Source organism: Leptothermofonsia sp. ETS-13 (assembly GCF_049200465.1).
Taxonomy (GTDB): domain Bacteria; phylum Cyanobacteriota; class Cyanobacteriia; order Leptolyngbyales; family Leptolyngbyaceae; genus Leptothermofonsia.
Genome location: NZ_CP120836.1, coordinates 2,686,022 through 2,710,125, shown reverse-complemented (window position 1 = coordinate 2,710,125; position 24,104 = coordinate 2,686,022). Strand labels below are relative to the sequence as shown.

The window sequence follows — 24,104 nt, the reverse complement described above, 5'->3', positions numbered from 1 at the left end:
CTTGTTGATCTTGATTCGGGCTGTGGCTTCCTTCTCGGACACTCAGGCTCCTCGTTCAGCGGAAATGGTGGTCAAGCGGCATAACAATTTATTATACAAACTTTATCAGTATATCTCCCCCTATAGGGTAAATAAACAGATTGCCTACTGTATATTTCCCAAAAACTGGTAGATCAACAGCAGCCTTGCTGGATATCTCCCTCAAATAGGCTGGATATACAGCAAAATTCTGTGTATCTATCTTAGCAACTCAGTAGAACAGATATACTGTTACTACACTTTTTATACTACGGTACTCTTCTGCCGATGGAACCACGTCCTCGAAAGCTGCTTGACCAAGTGCGCGATACTCTGTGAGTTATAGCTCTATGCGGGTGCGTTAGGACATTGGAATTAGAGAGAGAGGAGGTTTCGCCCCCAGCCAGGGGGTCTACCCCCGCACTCCGTCCTAACCATAATGACTACCGCTATAAAATCTAAAGCTTTTTTCACCCACCGGTCTAAAGCTTAGGAGCGGGAGGCAGCAAGCTCCTTCATGCTAAGGGCACCTAAGATGGCATCCACATTCTTGCGAGCATCACCAAACAGCATGCGGGTGTTTTCTTTGTAGAAAACAGGATTGTCTACCCCTGCATAGCCGCTTGCCATACCGCGCTTCATGATCACAACCGTCTTTGCCTTCCAAACTTCCAGCACGGGCATGCCCGCGATGGGACTGTTGGGATCTTCTAAAGCACTGGAGTTTACAGTGTCATTGGCTCCCACGACCAGGGCCACATCGGTTTTAGGAAAATCATCATTGATTTCCTCCATTTCCAGCACAATGTCATAAGGCACGCTGGCCTCTGCCAGAAGGACATTCATATGACCCGGCATTCGGCCTGCAACCGGGTGAATCCCGAAGCGAACGTTGACGCCGCGATCGCGCAGATGCCGGGCAATCTCCGAAATGGGATACTGAGCCTGGGCAACGGCCATGCCATAACCGGGGACGATAATCACACTTTTCGCCTTCTTTAACAATTCCGCTGTCTCTTCAACCGTTGTGGGTGTCACCTCACCCGCCGGTTGGCTGCTCGTGCTTGCCGTTGAGGTGCCAGCCCCAAAGCCCCCCATAATCACGCTGATGAAGGAGCGATTCATTGCCTTGCACATGATGTAGCTCAGGATTGCCCCACTGCTCCCAACCAGTGCTCCGGTAATAATCAGCAGGTCGTTGGATAGCATAAAACCTGCTGCTGCCGCCGCCCAGCCAGAATAGCTATTAAGCATGGAGATAACCACGGGCATATCTGCACCGCCGATCGCCATCACCAGATGGATGCCCAACAGACCCGCGATCGTGCTCATAATCAGCAGCGATTGTAGCCCTGTTAACAACTCGCCGCCCATAAACTCATACCCCAGCCAGACACACGCCACTAACATTGCCAGATTTAGAAAATGGCGAGCGGGCAGCATCAAAGGTTTACTGGCAATTAAACCGCGCAACTTACCAAACGCAATCACCGAGCCCGTGAAAGTGACTGCACCAATAAAGACCCCCACATAGATTTCAATTTCGTGAATTGTTGCCTCAACTCCGGTCAGGGAAGCATCCGGGTTCAGATAATTAGCAAAACCTACTAGCACTGCCGCCAAACCCACAAAACTGTGCAAAATGGCAACTAACTCCGGCATCGAAGTCATCGCTACACGAGAAGCAATGGTCGCTCCAATAATGGCTCCTGGCAGAATTACACCGGCCAGCAACCCATATGCGGTTACACTCCCAATCGCAGTCGCCAGGAAAGCAATTATCATCCCAATGATGCCAAAAACATTACCCCGGCGAGCCGTTTCCTGATTTGAAAGCCCTCCCAGGCTGAGGATAAAAAGAACACTCGCTGCGATGTAAGCAACCGTGAGGAGATTGTTGGACATGGTTGTGTTAGTTGTTGGTTATTAGTTGTTAATGAGAGGGGAGGAGTAGATGGGTGGATGAGTGATAGGGTGATGGGGTAATAGGGTGATGGTCAGTTGTTGGTTGTTAGTTGTTAGAGAAGAGTAGGAGGTGAGGGAGTGATAGCCCCTACCCTCTCACTCATCTACCCCTTTACCCTTCTGGCTTCTAACTCCTGGCTTCTGACTCCTGACTCCCGGCTCGCCACCCGTTATTCCTTACTTCTGAAACATTTTCAACATACGCTGGGTCACCAGAAAACCGCCAGAGATGTTAATAGTACCAATGAGAATGGCGATCGCTCCTAGAATGGTGGTTGCCGAAGTCGGTGGGCCAGAAATTTGTAGCATTCCCCCCAGAATGATAATGCCGCTGATGGCATTGGTGACGCTCATCAAGGGGGTGTGCAACGCTGGAGTGACATTCCAGATCACCTGATAGCCCACAAAGCAGGCGAGTACAAAGACTGTGAAGTGGGTCAGGAAGGAGGGAGGCGCAACGGAACCTACAGCAAATAGTGCCACACCCGCCAGAATCATCCCAATCATGCCAGTGTCTAGATTGGAAGACTTGGGCTGCTGCTCAGTGGGCTGTTCAGCCACCGCAGCAGGTAATGGGGCTGGTTTGGGGGCTTCAGGTGGGGCAGCTGGTTTGGGTGGGGGGTAGGTAATCTCACCGTTGTGAAGCACCAGGGCACCCCGAATGACTTCGTCCTCCAGATCGACTTTATAGTGTTCGGCTCCGCCCATATCTTCCAGCAGATAGCACAGGTTCTTGCCATAGAGCTGGCTGGCCTGGTTCGCCATCCGACTGGGCAGGTCAGTTAACCCAATAATGGTGACGCCTTTGTACTGGTAAACCTCGTTGGGCCGCGTGACTTCGCAATTACCGCCCTGCTCCGCAGCCATATCCACAATCACAGAGCCTTCTTTCATGCTCTCGACCATCTCACGGGTAATCAGCAACGGCGCTTTCTTACCGGGAATTAACGCTGTCGTGATGATAATGTCCACATCCTTTGCCTGGCCTGCAAACAGCTCCATCTCTGCCTTGATGAACTCAGGACTCATCACTTTGGCATAGCCCCCCTGCCCGGTACCATCTTCTTCAAAATTGAGTTCCAGGAATTCTGCTCCCAGGCTTTGTACCTGTTCTTTAACAACGGGGCGAGTGTCAAAGGCGCGAACGATCGCCCCCAATCCCCTGGCAGTACCAATGGCTGCCAGCCCAGCAACTCCGGCACCGATAATCAACACCTTCGCCGGAGGCACCTTGCCAGCCGCCGTAATCTGTCCAGTGAAGAATCGGCCAAAGTGGTTGGCAGCCTCAATTACAGCCCGGTAGCCTGCAATGTTTGCCATTGAGCTGAGGGCATCCAGTTTTTGAGCCCGGCTGATGCGGGGAATCGTATCCATCGCTAAAACCGTTGCTTTGCGGCTTGCAAGACGATTCAGCAAATCGGTATTTTGAGCCGGGTAGATAAAGCTAATTAACGTCCCTCCCTCGGAGAGCAAATCAACCTCATGCTGCTCTAAGGTAGGATGCATCTGGGGTGGACGCACCTTGAGGACAATATCTGAGGAACGCCAGAGGGTCTGAGTATCTGGAATAATACGGCAACCCACTCCTTCGTAGGCGCTATCAGCAAAGTTGGCTGCCTGCCCTGCACCACTTTCAACCAGAACCTCAAACCCCATCTTTTGTAAAATCCTGGCAGTGTCTGGTGTCGCTGCTACACGACACTCGTTCGGGTAAACTTCCTTCGGAATTCCAATGGTCTTACGCACCTTTGGCTCAGCCAGAGGCTGCTCTTTTTCTTCAATCCCTTTTTCAATCACAGTCGTCATGGGCGCTTCCAACCCGTACTCAATGTACTCAATAAATCGAAGATTCGCACCCAAACAGGGGTGGATATACCGAAAAACTGTCTGAATCCTAGGACGATCCTGATTCAACGATTTATATCTTTAACGTTGTCTTATGATTCGGACTTATCGATTTCATGAATAGAAATAAAAAAAGTTCATAAACATTTAAATCCTGCAGCTTATTGACTGCTATCAAACACTTCGGGGAACTTTTTTACTCCCCAAATCGTTTAGCACCCCGGTATCATGAGCATAGGTGAGATCACCCGTCAAAATCTTGATACATCCATAAGTAGGTAGTCATAATTAATTGGTAAAGGGGAAGGAGTGGGGGCGCAGCACCCAGGCAGGGGGTTTCACCCCCTCTACTCCCGAAATTATCCTTAATTTAATTGCGTCTACTACTTATACATTCCATTCCCTATCTCACTGATTCAACTCTGCTCATTTGAGTAAGTAACCTATGTCTTCTAAATCTTGTTTGCAACGTGCCCTGTCTGGCCTGGCGATCGCAGGTTTTTTGGTTGCAGGGATTCCTGCCTTCAGTTTTGCCCAGGGTCTACCTGGACTCACTCTTTGGGGTGGCGTCAAAGGTGAAGATAACCTCAGCTTTCGCCTCGACTATGGCGGCAGGGCAGGCGGATGGGATCGCTACCGTCTGAGAATTCCAGCGAAAAAAATGAAACTGGCTGTCGCTCAGTTTGCCATCTCCTATCCTGACTATTACAAGGGTGAATTCGATCCCAAGGATGTCGAAGTCATTGTCCAGGACAAATCCATTCCCCTACAGGAAGTCAACTGGAACAAAGAAAACAATTTGATCGAAATTTTCCCGGTTGAACCCGTCCCCGCAGGCAGCAAGGTAGAAATCCAGCTTTCCAACGTCCGTAACCCCAGCTTTGGTGGTATGTTCTACTTCAACTGCCAGGTTCTCTCCCCAGGAGACGTGCCCTTGCTTCGTTATCTGGGCACCTGGGTCATCACCATTTCCTGATTTCAAGGTCGCTTAGGACATTGATTTTAAAGAGGTGTGGGGGCGCAGCCCCCAGCCAGGGTCCTCCACCCTGTCCTAAACCTGGTAGCTATGGCTATGGTTCTGGTGGGGTAATCTGAATAATTAAGTCATGGATAGTTTTCCCTGTAATGCAGTACCAGTAGCAGGTAAACAGGTCAGGGAGCTGAACACCAAGGCTGGTGCTCGCCAGTGCTGCGGGAAAGGGAATTAGTCGATCAAAGTAGATAGCTTCTGCCTGGATACCAAACTGCATTAAATAAACGGCTGGAGAAGCTGCCAGTAACCGGAGCAGCCTAAATCCCAGGGCATAAAGGAGCTTTCGCAGTTCGTCGGTCGGGTGTATGGGTTGGATATAACCCAGTACTGAGCTTTTTGTCTGGGTCAGTTGTTGAGAACTCAGCCCAATCGCTTCAGCGTAGAGGGGGCCCTTTTGCGGTTAGGGCGATCGCTAACCAGAGGTTGCCAGAGCCTGTCCCGTAATCCCACTCCTCTACCTGACTTCGTAACCTCCCAATATCCCGGCACTGGTAATAAACCCCTTGCCCCGGAAACGGCAACCAGTCAGGGGCATTCAGCGTCAGTGGGTAGATGATGAGGTTGTCTAAACTCGCAACAATTGAGCTGCGCTGTTTTTCCAGATCAGCCAACATCACAATCTGAACTTTGGGGACCTGAACTGAAAAAGCAGGAAGAGCAGCCGCTTCAGGACTTTCTGCCTTTACTTGCTGCTTCCCTGCATGTGTGACCGGAGGAAATGTCGCTAAAACCGCCTGCTTCAGAGCAATCCCGATCTCAGCTGTAAAAGACCCCAATTCATCTGCTTGAGAATTGTTCTCAGAAGAGTCTACTACGATCAGAACATTGGATATCAAACGCTGCCAAAAGTCGGTAGGGTTGCGCCTCTGAAGCGACCGAAACTGGGCAGATCGAGATGGGTTTGACGTCGGGTTCTGACGGCCAGACGGTAACTGACACTTTGCAGTTCGGCATGGAGCTGGCGGTTCTCGCGTTGGATTTGAGCTACTTTTTCACGGATGGGCACCATTCGCTCGGCAAACTTTTGCCGATAGATCTTGGGCAGCTCTTGAACCACCTGTTCTAACATGCGGGAGCGGTCAGTTAATTCCTGCACCGTTTGCCGTAGCTGGTAAATTTCGGTGTCGCGATCGCTAATCTGCTCTTGATAAAACGCCACCTGCTGTTCTACCCCTTGCAGTTGCTCCCGCAGGGCACGCATTTCGGCCATATGCCGCTCAGAAACTTCTGGATTGGGCATGAAACTGGCATTACCCTTCACCAGGCGAAATAGCTCCTGAGATAGTTGCTGCACCAGGTTATCGCGCATTTGCAATTCTTCATTCAGGCGGGCAACTTCAGCTTGCAATTCAATTAGGTTTTTGCTTGCAGAATAGGTCACGTCTTTCACTCCGTTATCACGATTTTGGGCTGGCCAAGCGCTCTTCCCAACGACGAGGGGGAGACGCACGACGGATCTCCCGCCAGATAGCTGTCGCCGCTAATGTCCCATCTGCAACCGCCACTGAAACCTGGTTGATTCCTACTTTAAGGTCTCCGACAGCAAAGATGCGGGGATGAGAAGTGCGGCACATCGAGTCGGTGACTAGATTACTTCCTTGCCACTCCAGATCGAGTTCCTTCAGGTACTCGTTGTAGTAGTGGGAACCCATTGCCACCAGACCTGTTTCTAGCTCTACGGTAGAACCGTCGGTTAATTCTACCCCAGTCATCTCGTGATCGTGACCTAAAAATTTTTGGATCGGGGTTTCGACGAGAGGAAATCCATGGTCTTGAAGTTTCTGCCGCATTTCAGCTCCCACCTCACACAATCCCTGGGTGAAAACGGTGATGTAGGGAGTGAACCAGTTTAAAACGAAGGCAGTGTTGATGGCCGACTCGGTGTTTACGAAGAGTCCACATTTTTTGTCCACCATCTCATAGCCATCACAAATCAAGCAGACATGAAGGTTGTAACCCGCGTAGTCATACACATTCTGCATTTCTTCCAACTTGGGCAAATAGTCAATAATGCCACTGGCCGCAATCAAATACCTACTTCGAAATACGGGATAAATACTTTCTTGCTTACCAACTTTGATCTTGACAGCAAAAACGTCCCCTTCATCGCGGACTTCTTCGACAAAACCCATTAGATAGTCGCCATCCAGGGAGAGATAGTGCTGTTGCCCCTGTTGTAGCAGGGTTCGCCCTGGTGTATCGGGAGGAAGTCCCAGGTAGTTCCGCAGATCTTGCATCCAGAAGGAACGCCCCCGCCCTTTTTCCACCACCAGTGAAGAGAGCCGGTAGCGTTGCAGATAGATTCCTGCGGATAAGCCACCCGCTCCTCCACCCACCACAATGGCGTCATAAATGTGGTCAAGGCGCTGTTCCAGATTTTTTTTGGAGAGCTTCATGGGTTGTTCCAACTGATTTGGGTGTGCGATGGTTGGAATAAACAATGATAGAGTAGCAGAGCGATGGAGTGATAGGACTTCCCCACTCTTTCATTCCCTACTTTTTCATTCCGTTATTCTACTGGCGTAAAACTTCTGCCAGCATGCCCCAACACCGTGCAGATTAAACTTGAGCTGCTGCCTTTGAGGCTTTGGGAGCTTCCTGGCGGATAGTGAGAAAGCGGATTACGTCATCACTCAGACGCATTGCCCTTTCTAAAGCGGCAATCTGGGAACCATCGGCTTCATAGTTCATCTGGATATAGATCCCTTCCCGATATTTCTTAATTTCGTAAGCCAGACGGCGCTTATTGCGATGGAGGGTTTCTATAATCTGGGCTCCGTTTTCTCGCAGGAGGGTCTGGTACTTCTCAATAGTTTTGTCTACCTCTTCCTCACTCATATCGGGGCGAAGGATGTACATCGTTTCGTAAAGGTTTGCCATGTGCAATCGTCTCCTTGTGGACAAATGGCTTCTGGATTCGGAGAGAGTCAGAGCCTGGCGATCGCACAGCCCATTCTCCCACCTGCCTAGAAGCAAGGACTTATCATTTTAACCCAGTTTCTGTATCAACGGAAATTGCCGAAAACTTTGGTTGGTGCGACTCTAATCGAGGCTTTCTCCATCGATAATCATCAATAGTCTCTTAAAAATAGTCTCTAAAACGATTTACAAGTTTATGGCACAGCGCTATGTTCGGGTTCAGGCAGCAGACGGACACATTTACTATGGACTCCTTCAGCTTGGACGCGAGGTGAAGGCGTTGGATGCTCCCCCCTGGTTGGAAGGGCAACCGACCGATTTGGAATTGCCCCCCGACAGCTACCGGATTTTGGCACCCTGTGCCCCCTCCAAAATTGTGGCGGTTGGCAAAAATTATGCCGATCATGCAGCGGAGATGGGAAGCCCCGTTCCTGAGGAACCACTGTTGTTCTTAAAGCCACCGTCGGCGGTGATTCCTGCCGATACAGAAATTCAGTACCCACCTCAGTCTCAGCGGGTTGATTATGAAGGCGAACTGGCGCTTGTGATTGGCGATCGCTGCATCAACTGCACCCCCGAACAGGCCCAGGGAAAAATTTGGGGTTACACTATTGCCAACGATGTCACGGCCCGCGATTTGCAGAGAAAAGATGGGCAATGGACACGGGCTAAAGGATTTGACACATTTTGTCCTTTGGGTCCCTGGGTTGTGCGAGAGATCAGCCCCGCCGCCCGCCTGCAAACCTTTCTCAACGAGGAAACTAAGCCAGTTCAGTCGGCTCTGATTAACCAGATGGTGTTTTCACCGGAAGTGCTGGTAGCTTACATCAGCCAGGTGATGACGTTGATGCCAGGTGATGTCGTGTTAACCGGCACTCCCGAAGGAGTTGGGCCGATGCATGTGGGCGATCTCGTTCGAGTCGAAATTGAAGGGATTGGCTATCTGAATAACACTGTTGTTGCCAGAGAAATCAATCAGGAGGCTTAATAGCGTGTCTGTGAGTAAGCTGCTTCAGAGAGAACAGGGATCTCAGCGTAGCGTCCTCGAGTTGCCTGAATGATGGAGTAGATGGAGGATACCAGAACACCAAGGAAAATCGCGCTGAAAATAATAACAATGGGCAATGGCAATGGTAATACCAGATTTCTCAATAGCCCCAGAAGATCTAAAACTGCGCTGATCAATGAAACCGCGATGCCGATAATTAATGCCTGCATCGTGTTGAAGCGGAGAAAATGGCTCAAGCTTTCATTCCGAACAATCAGCAGATAGAGCGCAAAGAAGATGGCAAATCCTCCCCATCCCCCCAGTAAAGAATTCAAAATGCCGTAGACAACAGCAAAGGGCGTGAGAGGCAGCAGAATCAAGCCTAAGGTAGGAAACTGCTTCATCAGAAACGTGCCAAACATCATTGACTCGACCATTGGAAATGCATAGGGGGAGACAGGCAAAAATCCTGTCTTGAACTGATGTTGACCCACGCCAAGCCATATTGCCTTCTCCAGTTGGTTGTGATTAGTAATGAGCCTGCTCTTGACCAGAATATGCACAGGATAGCGTAGTTAAACGCGAATGCCCAGGTTTATGGGTAGATGAGTAGGTGAGTAAGCAGGTAGTCATCATTAATTGGTAAAGAGGGAGTGGGGGCTGCGCCCACAGGCAGGGGGTTTCACCCCCTCCACCCCCGAAATTATCCTTAATTTAATTGCGCCCAGCTACTTATTACTCCGGCAGCAATTGATCTTGCATTTTTGAGGCTGAAACCCCTAGAAATTTCGGACTCCTTTTCGCGACTTTTACTGCCAGGTTATATAGATGGTTGAGAGATGTTGGATGTCAGGTAATAGGTTTTAGAGAATTTCGGCAGTTTACTGCCTGTCAATGCGTTGGGCCTAAGTATTTCGTTAAATAAGGGGGAGAACACCTCATAAATTAGCGTCAGGGGCTGGCCGTGGTGCCAGAAGAGGTAGTGGCGACCCCAGAAGGGTCCTTCCTGCCCAAAGGCATGCTCCAGTGCTGAGGAATTTCCGAAATAGATGCCCTGCACATCCCGGTAAAGTTCGGTGCGAAGACGGGCAAGGCTGGCCCAAATGGGAAGCGATCGGTTTTGCAGATACTCATCAACATGGCTGGCCTCCCACCAGGAAGTGGCATAGGCAAGTCGCTGCCCGGAAGCTGTTCGTAGCCACACCTGCCGTCGCAGGCGAGGGCCTGGAACCACCTGAATCTGTGGGGGGGCGTTATCGGTATCCATCCCAATCGAAGACATATCGATTACGTCAACCTCAGTGGGTTCACCCGTTAGTAGCTGCAAGTGACGAGTAGGAGAGCCATCTCCCAACAGTAGAATTTGCCAGGCAGGAGCCAACTGAGCGTGGGGCAAGCCCTGCTGAACAATTTGCTCATTTCCTTGCCAGATAGGGTCAAGGGCATGCCAAGTGGCTGGCATTATGATGCTATCTGGGGATCTAAAAGTTGCTGTCAATTTTCTTTACACAACTTAACCTCAATATCATCATAGCGTTATGAGTGGTGTCCAAGTTGTAATGATTTTGGAGTTGTTAGTGATGGCGACTAGCGCTGCTCGTCATTATCTTGTTAAATCGTTGACTTATTCGTGGTAGGGACGGTCTGGGACTTCGTTCATTAGAAGGGGGGCTGGGGGCTGGGGGATAGGTCAAAGCAAAAACACAGACTCAGTTAGAACCCGTCACCTTCAAGGCATCACTATAAGTAGGTAGCCACAATTAATTCTGAAGGGGGGAGTGAGGGCTGCGCCCCAGACAGGGGGTTTCACCCCCTCTACCCCTAAAATTATCCTTAATTTAATTGTGCCAGCTACTCAGATTATCCAAAGCTCTCAGCTCTATCTTGCTTCAGTTTCACCATGGATTATCAACAGTTTAGCGCTCATCTGCCTAGCCTCTACGAAAACTGGGGGGCTGGAATCCGTTACTCCCAGGAACGACCAGTTTACAGTCGTATTGCAACAGGTGAATGGTATGGCAACCCCCAGCCTGTTGCAGTTGCTCAACTTTGCAGTGGACTGTCTGGAGCCGGAAGAAGTGTACTGCGAGGTGGGTTGTTTTCAGGGAGCCAGTCTGATTGGAGCCTTGCTCAATCATCCAGAACGGCTGGCCTATGCGGTTGATGACTTTTCCGAGTTTGACCCATTTGAAACCAACCTGGCACAATTGAGCGACAATTTGGCCCAGTTTGGCATTGATGGGCAGGTGCTATTTTGCTTTCAGAGTTTTGCAGACTTTTTCCACGACCTAGCAACGGTGGAAGACCGAAAACCCATTGGATTGTATTTCTACGATGCCGCATCTGATTATCGATCGCAATTGCTGGGCTTACTACTCGTCAAACCCTTTCTGGCCGAGCGGGCTTTGATTGTTTGTGCAAACCGCAACTCAGAAGCCACTCAGCAAGCCATTTGGGATTTTATGAGTGCCCATCCCCAGTGCAAATTACTGTTTGATTTACCGACCCAAAGCTTTGCCCACTCTACGTTCTGGAATGGATTGCAGGTTTTGAGTTGGGATAGGCATTGCACAGAATCCTATCCCTCAGAGACGCTAAAACAGGCCCGGCAGGAGTCCTTTCTGCGAGCGATGCAGGCGTTGGAAATGCAGGATCGACAACAGATCATTCAACGCCTAAAAGCCGAAGCCACCGAAGCGATCGCCCATTACAATTCCACTTACCTGCAAGAGTACGGGCAGTATCCAGAGATTGTGAATTGGGTTAGAAAACCGTTGCTCCAGGCAGAAGCTAGGTATCACGAAGTGCTGCACTGGAATCCTTTGGATCTCGATGCTTATTACAGCCTGGGAACCATTTATGCCGAACAGGAGCAATATGAGAAAGCTCTGGAAATGTTGTTGCAGGCGCTTAAGCTTAGCGAATCGCAAGCCGTCATTTATGGCGAACTGGCGCGAGTTTATGAGAAATTGCAAAATTACGCCCAGGCCATCCAGCATTACCAGAAAGCGATCGAACTCGACCCCACCTTTATTCCAGCCTATGAGTATTTGGGTCAGTTGCTAATCCAGTTGGGAGAGGTCACACAGGCAGAATCTGTTTATCGCCAGGCGATCGCTGCAAATCCAGAAAATGTTAATACTCAACTTGGTTCAGGCAATTGTTTCATCAAGCAACAGCAGTTTGACGCGGCGATCGCCGCCTATCAAAAAGCCCTTTCCCTCCAGTCAACCCATGCCGATGCCCTCCAGGGGTTGGGAACAGCATGGGCGGCGAAAGGAGAATCCCAACAGGCCAGCTTCTACCTGGCAGAAGCGGCCCTGTATCGAAAGAATTTTGAAGAAGCGATTCAGCAATACAACCGTTATCTGGAACAGCATCCCCATCCGGAGACTATTGCTGCCCAAACCTACCTCAACCTGGCAGAAGCCTACCGTGGAGCAGGGCAGAACAGGGCAGCCGTTGAGGTTTATCAACGGGCAATTCAGTACCATCCCAACAACGAGTTACTGCACATTGCTCGAATCATCGGTTTGCAGGATAGTGGTTATACCCAGGCTGCGATCGCCGCTGCCCAGGAAGCAGCCCACCAGTTTCCCACCAATCCAGCCTTGCAATTTGAACAGTGGCGTACTTTTCCCATTCTCTACACCTCCTCTGCTGAAATTGACCACTATCGAGAACGGTTTACACGAGGACTGGCTGAACTCATCCAAAATACCCGCTTAGACACCCCTACAGCCGTCTGGCAGGCATTAATGGGCACTTGGTGGCGAACCAATTTTTATTTGCAATACCAGTGCTGCAACGATAAATCACTCCAGATGCAGTATGGAGAATATGTGCATCGAGTCATGGCGGCAAACTATCCCCACTGGATGCAACCGCTCTCCATGCCTGCTTTGGAAGGGAATGGCAAAATTCGCGTTGGTTATGTTTCCAGTTTCTTTCGTGAACACGTAGTTGCCAGAATGACCGCTGGTTGGCTGCGGCAGAGCGATCGCCAGCAGTTTGAAATTTACACTTACCACACCGGGGAAGTGGCGGACCATGTGACCCGCCAGCTCAGCCTGTACAGCGATCGCTTTTACCACATTCCCAAAAACCTGGAAGCGGTATGCCAGCAAATCCGTGCTGATAATCTACACATTCTGGTATTTGCGGATGTGGGCATGGAGCCACTCACGACCCAAATGGCAGCATTACGATTAGCGCCTGTACAGTGCAGCGGCTGGGGACATCCCATCACAACGGGTCTTCCAACCATTGATTACTACCTTTCCAGTGAGCAAATGGAACCCGAACAGGGTCAGGAACATTATTCCGAAATCCTGATTCCATTGCCCAATACAGGACTCTGCTATACCCAACCCGACATCCCTCCCTTCCCCCATACCCGGCAAGACTTTGGCCTGCACGACGATGCCATCGTTTACCTGTCCAGCCAATCCCTGTTCAAATACCTGCCACAGTACGACTCTGTGTTTGCAGAAATAGCCCGTCAGGTTCCCCAGGCGCAATTTGCTTTTCTGGTGAGTCAAAACAGTACTCAAGTAACGGAGCAATTTCAACAACGACTCAAACAAGCCTTTGCAACCGTTGGATTGAACAGCGAGGATTTCTGTGTAATGATTCCTCGCCAGAATCAACTGGGTTTTTGGGGATTGAACTCCGTGTCTGACGTAATGCTTGATACCTTTGGCTGGAGCGGGGGCAATACCGTATTTGACGCGATCGCCTGCGGCTTACCAGTAGTGACCTGCCCAGGGGAATTTATGCGCGGTCGCCACGCCTACGGGATTTTGAAAACCATGGGTGTCACCGAAACCATTGCCGCGAATGAAACAGAATTTGTGGCGATCGCCGTCCGGTTAGGTTTAGACCTGGACTATCGAGCAACCATTCGTCAGAAAGTACAGCAGCACCGTTCCCGCCTTTTTGAAGACAAAACCTGCGTTGATGCTCTGGAAACTTTTTATCGCCAGGTTGTACAAGAAAAAATTGCTGCAAATTCATCTGCACCTGAAGACTCACAGCAAACGATTCAGCAAACAATCCAGCAACTCAAAGCTGAAGCAATGGAGGCGATTGCTCAATACGAGTCCATTCACCTGAAAGAATATGGACAGTATCATCAAATTGTTAACTGGGTTAGAGAACCGTTACTCAAAGCAGAGCAAAAGTATCGAGAAGTGTTGTCACTTAATCCCCAGGATATTGATGCGTTATTCAATTTGGGAACCATCTATTCCGAAATTGAACGGTATCCAGAAGCATTAGACATGCTTTCCCAGGCATTGAAGCTGAATCAATTTCAAGCGGAGATTTCCATTGAACTGGGAATGCTATTTGAAAAAATGGGAGAGATGCAACAGGCCATTCAAACCTATCAAACCGCCATTCAAACTGATGCTGCTAACCTGCAAGCCTATGAACGTTTGGGGCAATGCCTGCTTCAATCCGGGGAACTGGCTCAAGCCGAAGCGATTTATCGACAGGAAATTGTTGCCAATCCTGGCTCTGCTGGTGGATATGTGGGTCTGGGGAACGTTTTGACTCAGCAGGGACAACCCGATGAAGCGATCGCTGCTTATCAAACCGCCCTCTCCCTCAAACCCGCTGATCCAGACGCTCTCCAGGGACTTGGGACTGCTTATGAAGCAAAAAATGACCCTGAACAGGCATCACTGTTTCTGGCAGACGCCGCCCTATTTCGAGGCGATTATCCAGAAGCCGTCACCCAATACAGGCGCTATTTTCAACTGCAATCCAACCTGGGAGCGATCGCCGACTCCGTCTTCATCAACCTGGCCAATGCCTACCGCTTTCAAGCACAGAATCGTTTAGCCGCAGAAGTTTGTCTGCAGGGTCTTCAGTACCATCCCAATAACGAGACCCTGCACCTTTATCGCATCACCTCCCTTCAAAATGCTGGTTACACTCTGGAAGCGATTGGTGCCGCCCGTGAGGCTATTGCCCAGTTTCCCAACCATCCCACCTGGGAATTTGAACAATGGCGCACTTTGCCGCTGCTATACAACACCGCCAGCGAAATTGAGTATTACCGTGATCGCTTCACTCAAGGACTGACAAACCTGATTCAACAAATGGATTTACAAACTCCAGAACATCAAAAACAGGCCCTCAAAGGATTGCAATGGCGCACAAACTTTTACCTCCAATATCAGTGTCGCAATGATCGCGAACTCCAAACCCGCTATGGAGAGTATGTGCATCAAGTCATGGCGGCCAATTACCCCCAATGGGCCGGGAATAGACGCACTACCCCTTCTCCATCCACCCCTCACCCCACAAAAATCCGCATTGGCTTCCTATCTGCCCATCTCCGCAACCACAACGGTGCCAGATGGGCTCTGGGCTGGATCAAGCCCATGAATCGTCAGCAGTTTGAAATTTACAGTTATCACACCGGGCAGGTGGCAGACCAGATTACCCGGCAATTTCAGTGGTATAGCGATCGCTTCTACCACTTTCCCAATGACCTGGAGGCTGTCTGTCAGCAAATTGAAGCCGATCAGTTACACATTTTGATTTTTACTGACATTGGCATGGACCCTCTAACTTCCCAAATTGCCGGATTACGGTTGGCTCCAGTTCAATGCACCGCCTGGGGACATCCCATCACATCCGGCCTGCCCACCATTGACTACTATCTCTCCAGTGATTTGATGGAGCCGGTAAATGCTCAAGAGCACTACTCAGAAACCTTAGTTCGGTTGCCCAATACTGGTCTCTGCTATGCTCGTCCGCAGGTGCCGCCCCTACCCCACACTCGTAAAAACTTTGGACTGCGGCAGGATGCCGTTGTTTACCTTTCCCCCCAGTCTCTCTTCAAATATCTACCCCAGTACGACCATATCTTTGCAGACATTGCCTGTCAGGTACCCCAGGCCCAGTTTGCTTTCATTGCCTCCAGCGATCGCGACTTGGTCGAACAGTTCCGCCAGCGATTAAGCCGGGCATTTGCCACCAGGGGATTGAATAGCAGCGATTATTGCGTGATTGTGCCCCGCCAGAACCAGTTGGGTTTCTGGGGACTGAACAGCGTTTCCGATGTGTTGATTGATACCTTTGGCTGGGGAGGGGGAAATACCGTATTTGAAGCGATCGCCTGCGGTTTGCCCGTCCTCACCTGTCCTGGCGAATTCATGCGGGGACGCCATGCCTACGCAATTTTGAAAACCATGGGCATGACCGAAATGATTGCCCATGATGAGAATGCATTTGTGGCGATCGCTGTCAAACTGGGTTTAGATCCTGAATACCGGGCTCAAATTCGGCAGCAGCAACAGGAACGCAGTGATTTGATCTACAACGACCTTACCTGCGTTAGAGCTCTGGAAAAGTTCTTCTGTCAGATTGTCCAAAAATAGGAGTAGGTTTCCTGGTTGCCAAGCTCCGGCTCAGGAACACCAGCCAGGGAAACTCTGGCTTCCCGGATTCAATCGGAGGTGGGAACTTCTCCTTGGACATGTTTATAGTTCTACGCGGGAGCGTTAGGACATTGGAATTAGAGAGGGAGTGGGGGCTTCGCCCCTAGCCAGGGGTTCCACCCCTGCACCCCGTCCTAACCACAATGACTACCGCTATAAGCTTCAGTAACTTCGGAGAGTTTGAGGCACAGGTCGTAGTCCTGGGCGCAATCAAAGGTTGCATCAATTCCCCCTACCGGGTCATAGGCTGAATGACGCATCAGACGGAAGTAGAAGAGCATGAAATCAACCAGTAAGCGGTCTTTAGAGTAAGGAATTTTACAGCGATTCCCTAACCCCCAGTTGTTTCCCTGGGCGTCGATCACCTCGTAGTCGATATAGACAAGATAGACAAGCCCAATTGGGGGATAGGCATTGAGAATGGCTACGGTGTCTTCCAGAGTGGTAGGCATCAGCAGGTCATCCCTGTCTACCCAGCCGACATAGGAAGCCGTGGTTTGAGTAATCGCACTCTTAAGAGCTTGAGCCTGCCTCTGATGAGGGGCGGCAACAACCCGAATCCGCTTATCGCGTTGGGCGTAATCTGTGGCAATGGTGACAGAGTCATCCGTAGAGCCGTCATCTCAGATCAGTAGTTCAAAGTCACAGTAGGTTTGAGCAAGGATGCTATCGATGATAGCAGGGAGATGAACTGTCCGATTGTAGACCAGAATTACGAGGGAGACTACAGAGGGTTCTGATTCTACGCATCCTCATCTGATTCTACGCATCCTCATGTTGAATTGGTATTAGTTAGTAGTCCAGAAACAATGTGGCAGTTAGGTTCCATATTTACATTCCAGTTTCCATGTTTACATTTCGGTTTCCAACTTGAATGTCTCCAGATATCTCCGTACACCTGGTAACCTACCGTAGCCTTCCAGATCTCAAGATACTGATGATCAGCCAGAGGCCGAGAAAGCTAGCCGAGAAGAACAGAACAATACTGACCCAAAACAGAAGCCCCGTCCCACCATTGGAAAGGGTGAGGGCGGCACCCATGATCAACGCACCAACCAGAATACTTAGGGAAAGGCGATTGGCGGAATCATCGACGCTGCGGCGTAGCCCGTCCATGTCTCGCATGCTCAGGTTCCACTGGAGAGTTTCCGTCGTAATTCGTTCCAGGAACAGTTCAACTTGCCGGGGCGACTGAAGCCCCAGAGTCTTTAAATCCAGCGCTGTTCTCAAGAGTGCCTGGAGCGGAGCCTCGCCCACCAGTTGCCGCCGGAACAGGTCGGTCATTAAAGGCTTAATCTGGTCGGAAAAGTTGAACTCAGGGTCGAGTTTGCGGGCGATGCCTTCCAGATTTGCGATCGTTTTGGCGTACAGTCCCATGTTGCCGGGAATTCGCAGGTGGTTGGCACGGGCTTTTTGCAGTACCTCGTAAAACAACTGGCTGAAGTTGATCTGGGAGAGGCTGACGTTGAAGTAGCGGCGCAGGATGCGATCGTAGTCGTTTTCTAACCGGGCCAGATTGACCGGCTCTACCGATTCTGCCAGTTGCAAGGTGAGTTGGGTGCAACGTTGGGCATCGAGGTTAACGATCGCCAGCAGCATTTCTGTTAGCACCTGCTGAGTGCGGGGATCTAGCCGCCCCACCATGCCACAGTCAAGTAAGGCCACTCGCCCATCTTTCAGGTAAAACAGGTTACCGGGATGGGGGTCGGCATGAAAGAAACCATCAATGTAAATCTGCTGAAAAAATGCCCGTACCAGCATACTGACAATGGCCCGTTTTTCTACAGTGGGGTCACCTGCAAAACCGACGCCATTAAAATTGGCCAGCAACAGCGGCACTCCATCCAGCCACTCCATAACCAGCAGCTTACTGGTAGTCAAATCCCAATAAATTTCGGGCACGATCAGACGAGCCGGGTCAAACCAGCGGCTACTGGAGAGGTTGCGCCGGAGCTGGTCGGTATGGGCTGCTTCCTGGGAAAAATCCAGTTCTCCCCGTAAAGAGGTGGCAAATTCTTCTGCTAGGGCTTTTAGGTCATAGTAGCGTCCGAAGTTGGTGCGGGAAACCAGGTCTGCCAGGCTGTGGAGGAGGGCAATGTCCTGTTCAATGACGATTTCAATTCCCGGTCGTTGAATTTTAAGAGCAACTTCCCGACCATCGGCGAGGGTGGCCCGATGGGTCTGGGCGATCGACCCGGCAGCAACGGGCTGGGGATTAATCGTTTTGAACGCTTCCTCTAAGGGGCGGCGTAACTGTTGGCGAATGACCGTTTCCACATCCTGCCAGGGGACAGGGGGAACTTCTGCCTGAAGCGCGGTAAGTTCGGTAATGTACTCTGGTGGCAATAGATCTGGGCGGGTACTGAGCAGTTGCCCCAGCTTGACATAAACCGGACCTAACTCAACCAGGATATTCCTCAGAACAGCCGGAGGAGGGAGTTGGGGTTCTTCTGAGCGGGTACCGGTGAGCAACCGGCGCATATAGCCCCAGCCATTGCGCAGCACGACTTCAGCAATTTCGCGTTGGCGGGAACTGGCCTGGGCAAGACGTGAAAACATTCTGGGTTTTTAGCAATTAGTTTGGATGATTAGCTGTTGAAAGCACTCTAACAACTAACACCTAAAAGCTAACAACTAAATGCTTAAATCTGTTTGGAAAAGTAGGGAGTGGGGCAGGGGAAGGAAGAAACTATTTACAGCAAATCCTTGAACTGGGGATCGGCCTGAATTTCCTTGAGTACCTGCTTGATTTCCTGAGTGCGGTCTTTTTTCACAACCAGGGTGACTTTGCCATCCCGAACGATGACCGTATCTTCCAGACCGATAGTGACAATGAGGTCATCTTCGTCGGTTGCGTAAAACAGGGCTCCTTGCGTATCCAGTCCAATGTGGCGGGCCAGCTCGACGTTGGGATTGTCGCCTTTGAGCAGCCGTTCGATCGCATTCCAATCGCCCAGGTCATCCCAACCAAACGCCACGGGCAACACATAAGCTTGTTGAGTTTTTTCCATCAGAGCATAGTCGATACTCTTTTTGGGAACTTCAGGGTAGGAATCTACTCCCCTCTCTTCTAACGGACCAATAATCTCTGGAGCATAAATGTTCAACTCATCCAGGGCAGTACCGGCTCGAAAGACAAACATGCCACTGTTCCAGCTAAATTGCCGGGTTGCCAGAAACTGCTCGGCGGTTGGGCGATCGGGTTTTTCGGTAAAGCGATCGACCCGGTAGGCTGGAAACCCTGCACTGGAGCCCGGCTGGGTACCAAAGGAACCAGCTAACTCACCTTGCTTAATGTAGCCATAACCCGTGGACGGGAAACTGGGGGCAATTCCCAGGGTGACAATGGCGGTTTCTCTGGCAGCCAGTTCTGCGGCGGCTCTGAGGGTGGCTTGAAACAGTGCTTCATCGGCAATCCAGTGGTCTGCTGGAAAAAATCCCAGGACAGTATCTCTACCATAGCGCTGGGCAATTTCGAGCGTACTCCAGGTGACAGCAGGGGCGGTGTCTCTGCCTTCCGGTTCGACCAGCAGGTTTTCTTCGGGTAGTTCGGGGAGCTGCTGGCGGACGCCATCTGCCAGGTGGGAGGCGGTTACAACCCAGATGGACTGCCAGCCTCCGGCGATCGCCAGCAGTCGTTCTGCTGTGGCCTGGAGCAGGCTTCGACCGCTACCATCCAGGCTGAGAAACTGCTTGGGACGATGTTTGCGGCTGAGGGGCCAGAAGCGCTCCCCTTTACCACCGGCCAGAATTACAGGTACCAGGGATTGATGGGTCATTATCTACCGTCACAACTCTGCGTCAATCTTACGTGAAGGCTTTACGAAATTCTTGCCTTTCCATGCGTATCTTTATCTACTCTTTGAAGTAAGGGTCGTACTTAGGAAAAGCTGTAAAGAAATGGATGCCCCTTCAGCCAGTCAAATTCAACGCCAGTTGTTAGCGGAGGCGTTGCAGCTTTCTCACTCCTTGCTGAACCCAACAGGGGAAGTGGATGTCAATCGAGTTGAGTCCCGTCAGGCCCGACTGCGTCAGATTCGGGAGGCGTTGAAGGCGTTTGCCCATCCCATCTGCCGCGATTGTTTGCCGACGGAGGCGATTCCGCTGGCCGTTCGGGTGGCCTTTGTGAAAGCGGCTTTGCTCGTAACCCGCTATCAGCACCTGGGTGGCAACCACTGGCAGGGTACGCTGGCGTCTCCTACCCTGAGTCGGTATCAGCCTGACTCCATTCCTGCCCCACTGCTTTCAGAAAAGGCGGTTGAGCGGTTATGCCAGTTGTTTGCACTCCCCGCTGCAATGGAGATTGAGCTTCAGGATGGGCTGAACAGGGTCGATCGCCACATCGCGCGGCAAAAGCAAATTATCCAAGCAGTCTTAGCTGAGGGAGCAGAGGAATCTTCTGCCTTGCCCTCTCCTCACAAGCTTTTCCCCTATCTCTTCGGGGACCTTCCCATTCCAGCCGCTGCGCTTGATTGTGTTTACACACCCATGCAAATCTTTTTCTGCCTGGATTATCAGGATGACCAATTGCGCAATTCTGACCTGTGGCAGGGGTTAGCGGAAATGCAGCGATCGCAGGTGCAGGCGTTTTTGCGATCGCTGAAGCAATTTACCTTTAAGCTATTTCAACGGTTTCCCGTGTTTGGTCCCTGCACTCCGCAGACACTGAATTACGAATGGTGTGCCCGATTAGCTGCATCCCTTGAACTTGAAACAAGCGAGGTGATTCAAACCCTGACCCGTTCTGTGGGGATTGTGCCGACTCAAAAGGCAGAAGCTTTTCTGCTCCATGACATCTGGGGACACCACTGGCAACTGGCTTTAACCCAGTTTGAAAGCGATTATGCGATTTTAATGACCTGTGATGAACCCCTGCGGGCCGGAGAAACCGCCTATACTCAAGCGGGTCCACTGACCTGCCGTGAGTTATTTGTGCGAGAAGCCGATCAGGTTTCTGTCGATGGGGAACGGGCCCGGCTGTTTTTCCATGCCGAAGTGGAGCAACGGTTAGGGTTGCTGTTTACCCACCTGATTGCCGAAATGACAGCGGATGTGGCGGAGTTTAAGTTTGTTTGGGACTATCCCCATTCTGCCGATCAACTCTTAAGTTCGTCGTTGTTCAAAACCGATCCAGCCAAGCTGGATCTGACCCTGGCCGATGTGGATTTTCTGTTTTTGAAAGTACTACGTCCCCTGTTGGAAGTTCACCTTTCGGTATTTGAGGAGAGCGTGCTGGAGCATGATTTATTAGATGAATGGGCCAGGACAGGTAACAGGGTTGATTCCCTGGAACTGCGAACCAGCTTAAAGCAGGCGATCGCCCATCTCTATCAGATTTTTCTTCAGGAATACAACTGCACCTATCTGCCAACCATGAGTGGCGAAACCGGGATGTTTACGGAAATCGTCAGCAATCTGCTCTATCTGCAAAACGCCATTAACAGCCTCTACACTGACCAGATTGCCCAGACAGATTCTGAACTTCCATTTCAAGATTTATTAATTGTATTTGTAGGTTGCTACTGCTCCAGCGATAGTTTTTCGGAGTTTTGGTCAATTGATAATGTCCTGGCCAGTTATTTTTTACCCTGCTGGTACTGGTTGAGGAAACTATAGTGCTCCTTCTTGAAATTTGAACGGGGTGCAGAGGTAGAATTTCTGCATGGGGGCGAAGTCCCCACCTCCCCTTGTTCACAAACTATTTGTGAACACTATAACGATCCTGTTTGGAGTGTGAGAAAGGATTCCACAATCCTTTCTCACACAGCCTCTCAATCTTAAGACTGATTCAGGACTGCTACATATAGCGGTAGTCATTGTTAGCGGTAGTCATTGTGGTTAGGATGGGGTGCGGGGGTGGAACCCCTGGCTGGGGGCGCAGCCCCAACTCCCTCTCTAATTCCAATGTCCTAATGCACCCGCGTAGAGCTATATGAGTGGGTAAGTGGATGGGTAGATGAGTCGTAGGTTCTGAGTATCCATCCGGCTTCTGCCTTCTTTCTTCTTCCCCCTACCACCCGCCGCCTAGTGTAAGATCAAGGTTCTGCTGCGATCTCACCTATGCAAACTTACGACGTTATCATTATTGGGGCTGGACACAATGGCCTTGTCTGTGCTGCTTATCTTTTGAAAGCGGGATACACAGTTTTGCTCCTGGAAAAACGCCCGGTGCCAGGTGGGGCGGCAACCACAGAGGCAGTGATTCCAGAATTGCCAGACTTTCAGTTTAATTTGTGTGCGATCGACCATGAGTTTATTCACTTGGGTCCGGTCGTTGAAGAACTGGAACTCAGCAAATATGGGTTAGAGTATCTGTTTTGCGACCCGGTGGTGTTTTGTCCCCAGCCAGATGGCAAGTATTTTCTGGCACACCGTTCCCTCGAAAAAACCTGTGCTGAAATTGAGCGCTACAGTCTTCGGGATGCTCAAAAATATGCTGAATTTACTCAATACTGGCAGCGAGTTGTGAGTGCGCTGATTCCCATGTTTAATGCACCACCCAACTCAGTTCTTGCTGTTGCCAGAAATTATGATCTTGGCAAAATCAAAGACTTGTTTGCCTCCGTTGGCTCCACCCACAAAGCGATTGAGTTTGTCCGCACGATGTTGACCAGTGCAGAAGATTTACTTAATGAATGGTTTGATTCAGAAGTGGTAAAAGCGCCCCTGGCAAGGCTGGCCGCTGAGATGGGAGCGCCACCATCCCAGAAGAATCTGGCGATCGGAGCCATGATGATGTCCATGCGGCACCATCCCGGTATGGCAAGACCAAAGGGAGGAACAGGCGCACTGGTACGGGCACTGGTTAATTTAGTGAAGTCGCTGGGCGGCGAAATCTTGACGAATCAACGGGTAAAGCAAGTGCTGGTGAATGATGGACAGGCGGTTGGTGTCCGAGTCGCCAATGGCACTGAGTATCTGGCAACAAAGGGAGTGATCTCCAATATTGATGCTCAGCGCCTGTTTCTCCAATTGATGGATGACGCCGATGTGAACGATGCTGACCCTAACCTGCGAGAGCGGTTGGAACGCCGAATTATTAATAACAATGAGACGATCCTAAAGATCGACTTGGCCATGTCTGAACCTTTGCGGTTTGAGCGCTACAATCACCGGGATGAGTATTTAATTGGTTCGGTGCTGATTGCAGATTCGGTCAGACAGGTTGAAATCGCCCATGCCGATCCGATGATGGGCAGAATTCCGGATGCCGATCCTTCTATGTACATCGTGCAACCAACAGTTCTGGATCCATCTATGGCTCCTGCTGGCAACCACACCCTCTGGATTGAGTTCTTTGCACCGTACCAGATTGCAGGGCTGGAGGGCACCGGATTGCATGGAACGGGCTGGACAGATGAACTCAAAAATCAGGTTGCCGATCGCGTCATCGACAAGTTAGCCGAGTACGCCCCCAATGTAAGAACAGCTACAATCGCGCGTCGCGTAGAAAGTCCGGCGGAATTGGGGGAACGGTTAGGGGCCTACAAAGGAAACTACTATCACATCGACATGACACTGGAGCAGATGGTGTTTTTCCGTCCCCTGCCCGAACTGGCGAGTTACAAAACTCCGATTAAGGGATTGTTTTTGACCGGAGCTGGAACCCATCCCGGTGGCTCTATTTCAGGGATGCCAGGACGAAACTGCGCCCGTGTATTTTTGCAATCCCAATCTCCGGTTGCTCAAGCTTTGGGGAATATCAAAGAGTTTTGGCGATCGCGACAGGGAAATTAAGTTAATTTTTGAAATAGAAATTATCGATCAATCGATAATTTCTGGTCAGGGCAAACGATCGTTGGCTCGTACAGAGATAAAATTTTTCTCGGCGATCTCTTGGGGTCGCGATCGCAACAGAGTGATAGCCTGAAGAAGGTGTGGG

At 50.5% G+C, this 24,104-nt stretch carries 16 protein-coding genes and 1 pseudogene; 5 read left to right on the top strand and 12 right to left on the bottom strand.

Annotation, left to right across the window (positions count from 1 at the left end; translation table 11 throughout):
- Positions 1 to 507: 507 nt before the first annotated feature.
- Positions 508 to 1,923 carry a Re/Si-specific NAD(P)(+) transhydrogenase subunit beta gene (gene pntB / locus P4D80_RS12240; RefSeq protein ID WP_421659417.1) on the bottom strand — a complete coding sequence of 472 codons (1,416 nt, stop codon included), beginning with the start codon at positions 1,921 to 1,923 and terminating at the stop codon, positions 508 to 510.
- Between the two features lie 237 nt (positions 1,924 to 2,160).
- Positions 2,161 to 3,789, bottom strand: coding sequence for a Re/Si-specific NAD(P)(+) transhydrogenase subunit alpha (gene pntA / locus P4D80_RS12235; protein ID WP_421659416.1), 1,629 nt, complete (start codon positions 3,787 to 3,789; stop codon positions 2,161 to 2,163).
- Positions 3,790 to 4,273: 484 nt separating this feature from the next.
- Between pntA and P4D80_RS12230 the strand changes: the two genes are divergently transcribed.
- The gene (locus P4D80_RS12230; protein ID WP_421659415.1) at positions 4,274 to 4,804 is read left to right on the top strand and encodes a DUF2808 domain-containing protein; all 531 of its coding nucleotides are present in this window, start codon (positions 4,274 to 4,276) and stop codon (positions 4,802 to 4,804) included.
- Between the two features lie 94 nt (positions 4,805 to 4,898).
- On the opposite strand, the gene P4D80_RS12225 is transcribed toward P4D80_RS12230, so the two are convergent.
- The 5 genes from P4D80_RS12225 to rpsF form a co-directional block, all read right to left on the bottom strand.
- Positions 4,899 to 5,078, bottom strand: a complete 180-nt coding sequence (locus tag P4D80_RS12225; RefSeq protein ID WP_421659414.1) for a hypothetical protein — start codon at positions 5,076 to 5,078, stop codon at positions 4,899 to 4,901.
- Positions 5,079 to 5,235: 157 nt separating this feature from the next.
- A complete protein-coding gene (locus P4D80_RS12220; protein WP_421659413.1) occupies positions 5,236 to 5,637 on the bottom strand; it encodes a hypothetical protein in 402 nt (133 codons plus the stop codon).
- Between the two features lie 56 nt (positions 5,638 to 5,693).
- Positions 5,694 to 6,242: an Npun_F5560 family protein gene (locus tag P4D80_RS12215; protein ID WP_421659412.1), complete on the bottom strand. Its 549-nt coding sequence runs from the start codon at positions 6,240 to 6,242 to the stop codon at positions 5,694 to 5,696.
- Positions 6,243 to 6,258: 16 nt separating this feature from the next.
- Positions 6,259 to 7,257, bottom strand: coding sequence for an NAD(P)/FAD-dependent oxidoreductase (locus tag P4D80_RS12210; protein ID WP_421659411.1), 999 nt, complete (start codon positions 7,255 to 7,257; stop codon positions 6,259 to 6,261).
- Between the two features lie 163 nt (positions 7,258 to 7,420).
- Complete coding sequence (gene rpsF, locus P4D80_RS12205) at positions 7,421 to 7,741, bottom strand: 30S ribosomal protein S6 (protein WP_421659410.1); 321 nt, start codon at positions 7,739 to 7,741, stop codon at positions 7,421 to 7,423.
- Positions 7,742 to 7,976: 235 nt separating this feature from the next.
- Here rpsF and P4D80_RS12200 point away from each other — a divergent pair, with 235 nt between their 5' ends.
- Positions 7,977 to 8,768 (top strand): fumarylacetoacetate hydrolase family protein, encoded by a 792-nt coding sequence (locus P4D80_RS12200; RefSeq protein ID WP_421659409.1) that lies wholly within the window; start codon positions 7,977 to 7,979, stop codon positions 8,766 to 8,768.
- Here P4D80_RS12200 and P4D80_RS12195 read toward each other — a convergent pair.
- On the bottom strand, positions 8,765 to 9,262 hold the full coding sequence (locus P4D80_RS12195; protein WP_421659528.1) for a Tic20 family protein: 498 nt from the start codon (positions 9,260 to 9,262) through the stop codon (positions 8,765 to 8,767). The two genes, P4D80_RS12200 and P4D80_RS12195, sit on opposite strands and share 4 nt — an antisense overlap.
- 326 nt (positions 9,263 to 9,588) lie before the next feature.
- Positions 9,589 to 10,230 (bottom strand): chorismate lyase, encoded by a 642-nt coding sequence (locus P4D80_RS12190; RefSeq protein ID WP_421659408.1) that lies wholly within the window; start codon positions 10,228 to 10,230, stop codon positions 9,589 to 9,591.
- 553 nt (positions 10,231 to 10,783) lie between these two features.
- On the opposite strand from P4D80_RS12190, the gene P4D80_RS12185 reads away from it, so the two are divergent.
- Positions 10,784 to 16,162: a tetratricopeptide repeat protein gene (locus P4D80_RS12185; protein ID WP_421659407.1), complete on the top strand. Its 5,379-nt coding sequence runs from the start codon at positions 10,784 to 10,786 to the stop codon at positions 16,160 to 16,162.
- Positions 16,163 to 16,356: 194 nt separating this feature from the next.
- Here the strand turns inward: P4D80_RS12185 and P4D80_RS12180 are convergent.
- From P4D80_RS12180 to P4D80_RS12170, 3 genes and pseudogenes are all read right to left on the bottom strand, one after another.
- Positions 16,357 to 16,833 (bottom strand): annotated as a pseudogene (locus tag P4D80_RS12180) (glycosyltransferase); the annotation flags it as partial.
- Between the two features lie 295 nt (positions 16,834 to 17,128).
- Positions 17,129 to 18,781: an ABC1 kinase family protein gene (locus P4D80_RS12175; protein ID WP_421659406.1), complete on the bottom strand. Its 1,653-nt coding sequence runs from the start codon at positions 18,779 to 18,781 to the stop codon at positions 17,129 to 17,131.
- A 134-nt stretch (positions 18,782 to 18,915) separates the two neighbouring features.
- Positions 18,916 to 20,001: a mannose-1-phosphate guanylyltransferase gene (locus tag P4D80_RS12170; protein WP_421659405.1), complete on the bottom strand. Its 1,086-nt coding sequence runs from the start codon at positions 19,999 to 20,001 to the stop codon at positions 18,916 to 18,918.
- 121 nt (positions 20,002 to 20,122) lie between these two features.
- Here P4D80_RS12170 and P4D80_RS12165 point away from each other — a divergent pair, with 121 nt between their 5' ends.
- Positions 20,123 to 21,838, top strand: coding sequence for a hypothetical protein (locus P4D80_RS12165; RefSeq protein WP_421659404.1), 1,716 nt, complete (start codon positions 20,123 to 20,125; stop codon positions 21,836 to 21,838).
- A gap of 444 nt (positions 21,839 to 22,282) precedes the next feature.
- Entirely contained in the window at positions 22,283 to 23,959 is a 1,677-nt protein-coding gene (crtO, locus tag P4D80_RS12160; protein WP_421659403.1) for a beta-carotene ketolase CrtO, read from the top strand.
- Positions 23,960 to 24,104: the final 145 nt, after the last annotated feature.